9 protein-coding genes and 2 tRNA genes are annotated in these 9,767 nt (G+C 65.3%); 6 read left to right on the forward strand and 5 right to left on the reverse strand.

Annotated features, from left to right (window positions below; all coding sequences use genetic code 11):
- Positions 1-60 precede the first annotated feature (60 nt).
- The 4 genes from fusA to OXM57_02505 all read right to left on the reverse strand — a co-directional run bounded on the left by fusA (position 61) and on the right by OXM57_02505 (position 3,448).
- A complete protein-coding gene (gene fusA / locus OXM57_02490; GenBank protein MDE0351550.1) occupies positions 61-2,178 on the reverse strand; it encodes an elongation factor G in 2,118 nt (705 codons plus the stop codon).
- 53 nt (positions 2,179-2,231) lie between these two features.
- Positions 2,232-2,702, reverse strand: a complete 471-nt coding sequence (gene rpsG, locus OXM57_02495; protein MDE0351551.1) for a 30S ribosomal protein S7 — start codon at positions 2,700-2,702, stop codon at positions 2,232-2,234.
- Positions 2,699-3,070 (reverse strand): 30S ribosomal protein S12, encoded by a 372-nt coding sequence (gene rpsL, locus OXM57_02500; GenBank protein MDE0351552.1) that lies wholly within the window; start codon positions 3,068-3,070, stop codon positions 2,699-2,701. Before rpsL ends, rpsG begins: the two co-directional genes overlap by 4 nt.
- 304 nt (positions 3,071-3,374) lie before the next feature.
- Positions 3,375-3,448, reverse strand: a tRNA-Arg gene (locus OXM57_02505).
- Between the two features lie 196 nt (positions 3,449-3,644).
- On the opposite strand from OXM57_02505, the gene OXM57_02510 reads away from it, so the two are divergent.
- The 4 genes from OXM57_02510 (at position 3,645) to OXM57_02525 (ending at position 6,467) form a co-directional block, all read left to right on the forward strand.
- A tRNA-Ser gene (locus OXM57_02510) sits at positions 3,645-3,735 on the forward strand.
- 84 nt (positions 3,736-3,819) lie between these two features.
- Positions 3,820-4,524, forward strand: coding sequence for a DUF1028 domain-containing protein (locus tag OXM57_02515; GenBank protein ID MDE0351553.1), 705 nt, complete (start codon positions 3,820-3,822; stop codon positions 4,522-4,524).
- Between the two features lies 1 nt (position 4,525).
- Positions 4,526-5,506: an aldo/keto reductase gene (locus OXM57_02520; protein MDE0351554.1), complete on the forward strand. Its 981-nt coding sequence runs from the start codon at positions 4,526-4,528 to the stop codon at positions 5,504-5,506.
- Between the two features lie 121 nt (positions 5,507-5,627).
- Entirely contained in the window at positions 5,628-6,467 is an 840-nt protein-coding gene (locus OXM57_02525) for an aldolase/citrate lyase family protein (GenBank protein ID MDE0351555.1), read from the forward strand.
- Between the two features lie 124 nt (positions 6,468-6,591).
- Here the strand turns inward: OXM57_02525 and OXM57_02530 are convergent, their stop codons facing one another.
- Complete coding sequence (locus OXM57_02530; protein ID MDE0351556.1) at positions 6,592-7,833, reverse strand: oxidoreductase; 1,242 nt, start codon at positions 7,831-7,833, stop codon at positions 6,592-6,594.
- Positions 7,834-8,262: 429 nt separating this feature from the next.
- On the opposite strand from OXM57_02530, the gene OXM57_02535 reads away from it, so the two are divergent.
- Together OXM57_02535 and OXM57_02540 are read left to right on the forward strand one after the other, a co-directional pair.
- Entirely contained in the window at positions 8,263-9,402 is a 1,140-nt protein-coding gene (locus tag OXM57_02535; protein ID MDE0351557.1) for a tyrosine-type recombinase/integrase, read from the forward strand.
- A 207-nt stretch (positions 9,403-9,609) separates the two neighbouring features.
- Positions 9,610-9,765 (forward strand): hypothetical protein, encoded by a 156-nt coding sequence (locus tag OXM57_02540; protein ID MDE0351558.1) that lies wholly within the window; start codon positions 9,610-9,612, stop codon positions 9,763-9,765.
- Positions 9,766-9,767: the final 2 nt, after the last annotated feature.

A 9,767-nucleotide genomic window follows, 5' to 3' on the forward strand; every position in this document is an offset into this window, starting at 1 on the left:
CCATCGTCCCAACATTCACATGCGGCTTATCCCGCACAAAACGCTCCTTAGCCATACTCCTTAACCTCCTACTAGTTCTCCACGCGCCGCACCGACAATCCGGCGGGCGATGTTTTCGGGTACGTCTCCATAAGAGTGGAACTGCATGGTTGAGGTGGCTCGACCCTGTGTCTTGGACCGGAGATCGGTCACGTAACCGAACATCTCCGACAAGGGGACCCGGGCCATTACCACCCGGGACCGGCCGCGCTGCCCGGCCTCCTCGATACGGCCCCGGCGTGACGACAGATCGCCCATCACCTCGCCCAGGTACTCCTCGGGGGTGACAATCTCGACCTCCATCAAAGGCTCGAGCAGCTTGATCCCCGCCCTCCGGGCCGCCTTCTGGAAGGCCATCGAACCCGCGATGCGGAAGGCCATCTCCGAGGAGTCCGTGTCGTGCGATTGCCCATCCACCAGGCGGGCCCGCACATCCACCAGCGGGTAGCCGGCCAGAACACCCTGCTCGAGGGCGCCCTCGATACCCGCGTCCACCGACGGGATGAACTCGCGGGGGACCCTGCCGCCCTTGATCTCGTCGATGAACTCGTAGCCACCACCGGGCCCGGTCGGCTCCAGGTCGATCTTCACCACCGCATACTGTCCCCGCCCGCCGGTCTGCTTGATGTAGCGCAGCTCGACGCCGGTCACGGGACCCTTGATCGTCTCGCGGTAGGCCACCTGGGGACGGCCCACGTTGGCGTCCACTCCGAACTCCCGCACCAGCCGGTCCACCAGGATGTCGAGGTGGAGCTCGCCCATCCCCGAGATGATCCGCTGTCCGGTCTCCTGATCGGTCCGCACGAGGAAGGTGGGATCCTCCTCGGCAAGCCGGCCCAAGGAGTCGGTCAGCTTCTCCTGATCCGCCTTGGAACGTGGCTCGATGGCAACCGAGATCACCGGCGCCGGGAACGACATCGCCTCCAGCAGGAGCGGGTGCCCGGCCGCGGTGAGGGTGTCGCCCGTGGCGGTGTGCTTCAGGCCCACCGCCGCCACGATGTCCCCGGTGAAGACGTCGTCGCGATCCTCGCGATGGTTGGCATGCATCCGCAGCAACCGTCCCAGGCGTTCCTTGCGTCCGTTGGTGCTGTTGAGGACCGCACCTCCCTTGGCGGCGTGGCCCGAGTACACCCGGAAGTAGGTGAGCTTGCCGACGTGAGGGTCGCTGACGATCTTGAAGGCCAGCGCGGCGAAGGGCTCGGCGTCCTCCGGGGCGCGCGAGGAGCGCATCTCCGAACCGGGGAGAAACCCTTGCACGGCAGGCATATCGGTCGGGCTCGGAAGGTAGTCCACCACCGCGTCCAGCAGGAGCTGGACTCCCTTGTTGCGGAAGGCCGACCCGCAGAACACGGGCGTGAAGAGGTGTTGAAGGGTCCCGGTGCGGACCGCCGTGGTTATCTCACCGGGCGAGATGACCACATCCTCGAGGTACTTCTCCAGCAGCTTCTCGTCTATATCGGCCACCTGCTCCAGCATCCGGCCGCGGTATTCCTCGGCCGAAGCCTCGTACTCGGCCGGGATCGGCCCTGTGGTCCAGGTACGACCGTCGTCGCCGGCCCACATGTGGGCTTCCATCTCGACGAGGTCGACCACCCCGGTGAAGTCGCCCTCCTCGCCGATCGGGATCTGCATCACCAGCGGGACCGCCCCCAACCGCTCCTCGATCGAGTCGACCGCCAGAAAGAAATCGGCCCCGACCCTGTCCATCTTGTTGATGAAACAGATCCGGGGCACGTGGTACCTGTCCGCCTGGCGCCATACCGTCTCGGTCTGCGGCTCCACTCCGGCCACCCCGTCGAATACGGCTACCGCACCGTCCAGGACCCGGAGGGATCGCTCCACCTCGACCGTGAAGTCCACGTGACCCGGCGTGTCGATGATGTTGATCCAGTGCTCATGCCACTCGCAGGTGGTAGCGGCGGACGTGATCGTGATGCCGCGCTCCTGCTCCTGCTCCATCCAGTCCATGACGGCTGCGCCTTCGTGGACCTCACCCAGCTTGTAGGTGCGACCGGTGTAGTACAGGATGCGTTCGGTGAGGGTGGTTTTGCCCGCGTCGATATGCGCCATGATCCCGATGTTCCGCGTGCGGCTCAGCGGGTACTGGCGAAGATGGATCAACGCGTCCGGACTGCTCACGACTTCTTCTCTCGCAACCGATCGTTCTCTGTCCCTTACTCCGCCTCTCGCCTCTACCAGCGGTAGTGGGCGAAGGCCTTGTTGGATTCCGCCATCTTGTGGAGGTCTTCCTTGCGCTTGATCGCCAAGCCGGTGTGCTTGGAGGCGTCGAGGATCTCGTTGGCCAGGCGCTGGGCCATGGTGTGCTCTCTCCGCCGCCTGGCGAACCCCACCAACCAGCGCACCGCCAGCGTGGAGGCCCGCCGGGGCCGGACGTCGACCGGCACCTGATAGGAGCTCCCCCCGACCCGCCGGGACCGCACCTCGACCTGGGGACGCAGGTTGTCCACCGCTCGCTTGAGCACCACCAGCGAGTCCTGCCCGCTCCGCCGCGAGACGATCTCCATGGCCTGGTAGACGATCTTGCGGGCCTTCTCCTTCTTGCCCTTGAGCAGGACCTGGTTGATGATCTGGCTCACCAGGACGTCCCTGAATACGGGATCGGGCTCGATGGTCCGTTTCTCGGCCGGTGCTCGTCTCATCAGCGGCCCTTCTTGGTTCCGTAGCGGGACCGGGCCTGGCGGCGGTCATCGACCCCGGCCGCGTCGAGCGTGCCCCGGATGACCTTGTAGCGAACTCCCGGCAGGTCCTTGACCCTTCCCCCGCGCACCAGGACGATCGAGTGCTCCTGGAGGTTGTGTCCCTCTCCGGGGATGTAGGCGGTCACCTCGATCCCCGAGGTCAGGCGAACCCGGCATACCTTGCGCATCGCGGAATTGGGCTTCTTCGGTGTGATCGTGTAGACGCGGGTGCAGACACCACGTCGCTGCGGCGACCCGGCCAGGCCCGGAGTCTTCTCCTTGCGCGCCTTGGGCTTCCGGCCCTGGCGCACCAACTGCTGGATGGTGGGCAAATTACGCTCCTACAGGAGGCGAGTGACCGCGCGGTCGCTCGCTCTTCAGTTCAGGGGGCGACCGAGTGGGGAAGCGTCCCTTACTACCGGCTCGCGCTCGCCGTCAGAAGCCGCCGGGCGGCTCTCGGCTCACCGAACCCTTACTTGTGTCTGCTCCATGCCGGACCGAGGCAAAGCCGGCATGGGGTCACACCGGGTAGCCCGTCAGGACACGGGGATACGGACGTGCTCGTGCACGGTCGTCAGTATATGCGATCTCCCCGCTAGCGTCAACGAGGGAGGCGGGCGGAACTCTACCCGGAGGCGCGGCCGGGAGGACTCGAACCCCCAACCTTCTGATCCGTAGTCAGACGCTCTGTCCATTTGAGCTACGGCCGCACGGGTTGTATGCCGGAAACTCGGCGCCGCGGTAGAAGACGACACCGGATGCTGCCCTCTAACGATAGTCGCTGTTGATCCTGTACCGGAAGCCGCCGGCCCCGCCAAGGCGTCAAATCCGCGCCGCAGGTATCATGGGTAGTCCTATATGGCTGACTCAGGGCCTCCTCCGATTCGCGAGGAACCAGGGTCGCACGGAGAGGTGGCCGAGCGGTCGAAGGCGCTCGCCTGCTAAGCGAGTAGGGGGCAAACCCCCCTCGAGGGTTCAAATCCCTCCCTCTCCGCCAATCACCATCCCTTCCCCAGGCAAGGAGCGGTGTACAGATTCTGGTTGTCACTTGTCACATGACCAGCAAAGGCGGAACGGCGACATGACCTACACGATCCTCGGATGTGACTCTACGACGGGCCGCGTCGGCATCGGCATCGCCACCCACTCGATCGCCGCCGGCGGGTACTGCCAGGTGGTCCGGTCCGGCGTCGGCGCGATCGCCAGCCAGGCGTACGCCGACCCCAGACTGCTCCCCGTGGCAACCGACATGCTGGAGCGCGGCCTCTCTCCCGCGGAAGTCGTGACCGGGTTGGCCGACGTTGATCCCGACTACGCCTTTCGCCAGACCGCAGTGCTGACCCCGGACGGGGTCGCCGCTGCGCACACCGGGGACAGGACAGGCCACTGGTCCGGCCACGTCATCGGCGACGGCTACATCGCCACGGGGAACTCCCTCATGGGCGAAGGGGTGGTCGAAGCGATGGCCGATGCGTTCGAATCGGCGGCGGGTAGTCCTGTGGAGGACCGCTTGGTGGCCGGCCTGGAGGCCGGTCGCGATGCCGGAGGCCAGGTCGGGGACTACTACGAGCGCTCGGCCACGCTGGTGGTGGCCGAGACGGACACGTTTCCCGACATCGATCTGCGCATCGACTTCCACGCGTCCGACGCCGTCGGTGAGCTTCGCTCCCTGCTCCATGTCTACCGGCCGTACCTGCACATCTACAACCACGTCCGCACCAAGGAGCCTCGACAAGCCGTCGGGATGACCTACGAAGAGTGGAATCCGCTTCCCCCGGAAGGTTGAGATGCGCTACCGAAAGCTCGGGCGTACCGGGCTGGAAGTGTCGGAAGTCGGCATCGGGACGTGGGGCATCGGCGGGCTGGCTTGGGGCGAGCGAGACGACGAGCGGTCCAAACAAGCCCTCCACCACGCTCTGGACCTGGGCGTCAACTTCATCGACACGGCGTACGGATACGGCGAGGGCCGGTCGGAGGAGCTGATAGGCGAGGTCCTCGTAGGCCGAGCGGATGTCACACCCATCGTCGCTACCAAGGTCCCGCTCGAGACACGTGTCTGGCCCGCTACCGACGACATGGCGGTCGAGGACTGCTATTCACCGGGGTGGATTCGATCGTGCACGGAGGAGAGCCTGCGCCGTCTCGGCACCGACCACATCGATCTCCAGCAATTCCACTTCTGGGCCGACTCGTGGACCGACCAGGGCCAGTGGGCGGAGGCGGTGTCGGCGCTCAAGAATGAGGGCAAGGTCCGGTTCTTCGGGGTGTCCACCAACGATCATGAGCCCGATTCGGTGCTGCGCCTGTTGGAATCGGGACTGGTGGACACCGTCCAGGTGATCTACAACCTCTTCGACCAGTCGGCACACGAGCGGCTGCTGCCCCGATGCGAGGAACTCGACATCGGCGTGATCGCCCGTTCTCCCTTCGACGAGGGCGGCCTCACCGGTGCCCTCCGCTCCGACACTGTGTTTGCGGCCGGTGACTGGCGCCGCGGCTACTTCAAAGGCGGGCGCCTGGCCGAGACCGTGGCCCGCGCCGGGGCCGTGGCGGAGACCCTCGCCGGGCACGCCGCGAGCCTCGCCGAAGGCGCGCTCCGCTTCTGCCTCAGCCACAACGCGGTGTCCACCGTCATCCCGGGGATGCGCTCGCCGGCTCATGTGGACCAGAATTGTGCCGTCTCGGACGGGCGGCTGTTGGCGTCCGAGGTGGTCGAGAAACTGCGGGACCACTCGTGGCCTCGCAACTTCTACGCCGATGCCTGGTGAGGGGAAGACCGATGTTTGACATCGTCGTAAGCGGCGGCCTCGTCGTGGACGGAACGGGAGCTCCTCGGAGGCCGTCCGTAAAGTCGGGTCGTGCGCTCCGACAAGTAGAGCAACAGGGGAGATGACCGAGTTGCGACGTAACCGGCTGCGGGAACTGCTGGATGCCGATCAGGCCAGCCTGGGGACCCATCTCATCAGTTCCTGGCCATCGGTCGTGGAGCTGGTCGGCCTGTCCGGAATGTTCGACTACGTGGAGTTCGTGGCCGAGTACGGGCCGTACGACCTCTACGCCCTGGAGAACCTGGGCCGGGCGGTCGAGCTGTTCGACCACATGTCGGCCATGATGAAGATCGAGCAGGAGCCGCGTACCTACCTGGCGGTCCGGGCGATCGGCTCGGGCATCCAGAACGTCCTGTTCTCCGACCCCCGGACTGTCGAGGACGTGGAGGAGTGCGTCAGCGCGGTCCGGGCCGAAGCCCCGGAGTCCGGCGGGCGCCACGGCGTCGGCCTCCGCCGTGATGTCGGGTTGGTGCTCGAGGCAGGGACTCCGGCCTTCGTGGAGGCCCTCGACCAGGCCGTGATCGCGCTGATGATCGAGAAGGACGCGGCGGTGGAGAACCTGGAGGATCTGCTCTCGGTGGACGGGGTGGACATGGTCCAGTTCGGCCCGGCGGACTACGCGATGAGCATCGGCCTGGCAGGACAGCTGAGCCACCCGCGGGTCAGGGAGGCAGAGGAGCATGTGATCTCCACCGCCCTCCGGATGGGAATCGCCCCGAGGGCCGAACTGCGGGACCGGGAGGGCGCTGAGCGGTACCTGGATATGGGCGTCAAGCACTTCTGCGTCGGGACCGACGTGCGCATCCTGTTCGACTGGTTCAAGGACACCGGCGCCGGGATGCTGGATCTCCTGGGCCGTGACCCACCCGGCCGAGCCCACGGATCCGACTCGTACCGGTAGGTGCTACAGAATCCCGGGGTTGCGAACCGAGCGGAGAGATTGTCCGTATCACCTGTCATGCCAGCCGGTCCGAGCCGGACAACGGCCTGACGCCTACATCACCGAACTCTGTCCCACGATCAGGTCACGTTGAGGTGAGGGACACTTCTTCACTCGATGTTGCCGGTCGCGAGCGGACGCCGAAGGTTCTTTCCCATGTTGCGACGCGGTCGGTATCGCGGGCCTCATAGGCTTCGATCGCCTCGCTGAGCGAAGGCTTGAAGCTGTCTTCGTCGCCGTACGCGAGCGCTGTGAGTCGCATGGTGAACCATGCGGTGACTCCTCCGGCAGGGCGCGACTCGAACCTGGGGAACTGCGGATCGGCTCCATCCTGGCGAAGCCACTTCGCCGCGACATCGGGGTCCAGGGCCATTGCCCTCGCGAGGCCGACGATGTCGGCCGCCCCGGTCGCGACGGCTTCCGCGGCCTGGCATCGAGTCTTAAATCCACCCGTGACCATCAGCGGCGTGTCCGTGACGGTCCGTGCCCGGCGGGCGAACTCGAGAAAGTACGGCCCCCAAGATCGTCGGTCAGAACTGGCTGGAGCGCCCGGGAAGTAGGTCCCACCGCTGATGTCGATCAGGTCCACCCCCTCGTCTCCCAGAAGCGACACGGCAACGAGGGCGTCGTCCTCATCCAGCCCGCCTTCCAACTGGTCGCTCGAGTTGATCTTCACTGCGATCGCGAACTCCGATCCCACCTCCGCGCGGACCTCCCGCACGACGGCGAGCAGGAGCCGGCACCGCGCCTCGATCGACCCGCCGTAGTGATCGGAGCGACGGTTGAACAACGGCGACAGGAACTGACTCAACAAGAAGCCGTGGCCCGCGTGTATCTCGACGCCATTGAAACCGACAGCTCGGGCATGAGCAGCCGCCCTGGCGTAGGTCGCAGGCAACGCGTCGACAGCGGACCGTGTGAGCGCATCGCACTCAAGGCCCTCCATGTTGAACGCCGATGGACCGGCCGGTCGAGAGATCGGACCATAAGCGAGCGCGCCGGCGTGCCCGAGTTGCGGCCAGATCTGGGCGCCATCGGTGGACCCGACGTTTGCGAGCCGAGCAAGACGAGCGTCGTCGGCGCCCGGCCAGAGGACGAGGTTCCCCGGTCTCTCCGGATAGCGGTAGTCGACTTGGACCTCACCTATCAGCGACAGGGCCGCACCGCCGGTCGACCACCTCCGATAGAGCGCGACCTGTTGATCAGTCGGACGACCAGCACCGTCCGCCAGCGAATCGGACATGGCAGCCTTCGCCAGCCGGTTCTTGAGCACGACTCCACACGGGAGTTCGAGAGGCGCCGCAAGGACGTCAGCATCAAAGTCCACGTTGTGCTCCTCGATCATCCCGCCAAGATGGGGTTCCGGGCCACACCGTATAGACGGCCAAGTCGGCGAGCGGGACGCTTGTCGCCACGACCGAGGCTGCCCAGCAAGGAGTCCCGTTACCGAGGATTGCTCGCATCACACCACTGACACAATGTTGCTCGCAACGCAACAACCGAGTATTCCAAGCGCTGTTTAGCCGGGCATATATACAGCTATAGGCGGAGGGAGTGACCGCCGTTTGTTGGTGTCAGGTGGTTCTTGGGTGTTCCTCGGGTGTTGTGTATGGCCTGGTGGTGGGGTGTTTGTTTGGTTCTTGACGTTTCCTGGGGCATCGTCTAATCCCACCGTTAAAGTGATAACTGTAGGTGATAACCAGAATCGGGGAGGAGAAGGCGGGTGAAGCGTCCACGGATCTTATCAGCCGCGTTTGTGCGTACCGTCACCGAAGCGGGCCGTTACGGCGACGGACGCGGCGGTTATGGGCTGAGTTTGTTGGTGAAACCAACGGCGAACGGGCGCCTGTCGAAGACGTGGAGCCAGAGGGTCCGTTTCGGTGGGCGGGTCACCAACATCGGTCTGGGCGCGTATCCGATCGTGTCTTTGGCCGAAGCCCGCCAAAAAGCCCTGAAGAACCGGCGGGTCATTGAGGCGGGCGTCGACCCCCGTGGCAGCCGGGTGCCTTGCTTTTTGGACGCGGCTGAAGAAGTGATCGCTATCCACGCGGCCGGGTGGAAGGCGGGCGGTAAGTCAGAGGCGCAGTGGAGGTCGTCGCTTACGACTTATGTGTATCCGCGTCTTGGACGGCTGCGGGTGGATCGGATCACGACCGCGGATGTGATGGCTTGTCTGTTACCGATTTGGCATACCCGCCCTGAGACGGCGAGGCGGGTTCGGCAGCGGATCGGCGCGGTGATGCGTTGGGCCATCGCCCAGGGCTATCGGACAGACAACCCCGCGGGGGACGCTATCACCGCCGCGTTGCCATCCAACATGGGACGGCGCCAACACCACCGGGCGCTGCCACATGCCGATGTGGCGGCGAGTGTCGCCACCATCCGGGCTTCTGGGGCGTATCCGACGACGGTGTTGGCGTTCGAGTTCCTAGTGCTCACAGCCTGCCGCTCAGGCGAAGTACGCGGCGCCCGATGGGGCGAAATCAACCTGGACGCGGCGACGTGGACGATCCCGCCTGCCAGGATGAAAACCGGCCGCCAACACCGTGTGCCGCTCCCCACCCGCGCCCTCGAACTACTGGCAGAAGCCAAGCAGTACCGGGACCGGAGTGGGCTGGTGTTCCCCTCGGCCACAGGACGGGAGTTGTCCGACGCCACCCTGCCCAAACTGTTGCGGGAACATGACATCCCCGCTGTGCCCCACGGTTATCGGTCCAGTTTCCGGGACTGGGCAGCCGAACTGACCGACACACCCCGCCAGATATGCGAACTCGCCCTGGCGCATGTCAACAGCGACCGGGTCGAAGCCGCCTACCAACGGAGCGATCTTTTCGACCGGCGCCGCCAACTCATGGCAGACTGGGCCGCCTACCTCGACAATCCGACGCGGGGTTGACCCGCTGTGGGCTCGGCCGACTGTTAGGGCTCGAGGACGGGGGGCAGGGATAGCGGTCGGGTGTCATGGCGACTGGGTGCTGCGGTGGCTGTGCGGGCAAAATGAGGGCTTTTGACGGTTCTGAGGTCGAAGTTGAATCGACCGGGGATGGTCGCGGTGCTGGAATTGTGGGTTCGGAACCGTCTGGTCGGAGCTTAGGATCCCCGAATGGCGGCCCGGTTGGTGATCGTGGTTGGTCTTGTTGTGGCCTTGGTGGTCGCGGCTGTGATCGCCATCAGCCGCCCTAACACCCCTGTGTGGGGACCGGACATGATGGATACCCAGTTTCGTGGAGTCGGGATATTTGAATTGGTGGTGTGCTGACC

The sequence above is a fragment of the bacterium genome, from assembly GCA_028820935.1.
Taxonomy (GTDB): domain Bacteria; phylum Actinomycetota; class Acidimicrobiia; order Spongiisociales; family Spongiisociaceae; genus Spongiisocius.

Excerpts from the sequence above, each read along its gene's own strand:
- OXM57_02515 (MDE0351553.1), top strand. The coding sequence starts at position 3,820 with ATGACCTACACGATCCTCGGATGTGACTCTACGACGGGCCGCGTCGGC.
- OXM57_02540 (MDE0351558.1), top strand. The coding sequence starts at position 9,610 with ATGGCGGCCCGGTTGGTGATCGTGGTTGGTCTTGTTGTGGCCTTGGTG.
- OXM57_02520 (MDE0351554.1), top strand. The coding sequence starts at position 4,526 with ATGCGCTACCGAAAGCTCGGGCGTACCGGGCTGGAAGTGTCGGAAGTC.
- OXM57_02525 (MDE0351555.1), top strand. The coding sequence starts at position 5,628 with ATGACCGAGTTGCGACGTAACCGGCTGCGGGAACTGCTGGATGCCGAT.